This is a genomic window from Bacteroides sp. GD17, assembly GCF_038448625.1.
In the GTDB taxonomy this organism is placed as follows: domain Bacteria; phylum Bacteroidota; class Bacteroidia; order Bacteroidales; family Bacteroidaceae; genus Bacteroides.
Window position 1 is genome coordinate 1 of sequence record NZ_JBCEZS010000060.1, and the last position, 658, is coordinate 658.

General features: G+C 55.3%; 1 protein-coding gene. It reads left to right on the forward strand.

Features of this window, described 5'->3' with window-relative positions:
• The coding region (locus AAE250_RS23580; protein WP_342289516.1) for a DUF3987 domain-containing protein at window positions 1-658 on the forward strand (658 nt) is incomplete at both ends.

Sequence of the window (658 nt, forward strand, 5' to 3'; positions counted from 1 at the left end):
CAAGTGGCAGAGAGCATGGCATGCTACCGTCGCGAAAAAGCAAATTACGACGCGCTGGGAAAGGAACGCGGAAGGGCCGAAGCGCCCGTGATGCCTCCCAACAAGATGTTCCTCATCTCGGGCAACAACACCGGAACGGGCATCCTGCAAAACCTGATAGACTCCGAAGGTACCGGCCTGATATGCGAAAGCGAGGCCGACACCATCTCCACCGCCATCGGATCGGAGTACGGACACTGGAGCGACACCATGCGCAAAGTATTCGACCACGACCGCATCTCCTACAACCGTCGTACCGACCATGAGTACCGTGAAGTGAAAAAGACTTATCTTTCCGTACTCCTGTCCGGCACCCCCGCACAAGTGAAGCCTCTGATACCCAACGCCGAAAACGGACTTTTTTCCCGGCAGATCTTCTACTACATGCCCGCCATCCACCAATGGCAAAACCAGTTCGACCGCAACGACAGCAATCTCGAAGAGACCTTCACCGCCTTGGGCATGGAATGGAAAGACAAACTCAAGACCATCGTCATGAGCGGGCTTTTCACCCTGCGCCTCACCGACGGACAGAAAGCTGAATTCAACCAACTGTTCTCCACGCTCTTCCTACGTTCCGGACTGGCAAACGGTGACGAAATGTCCAGCAGCATAGCGC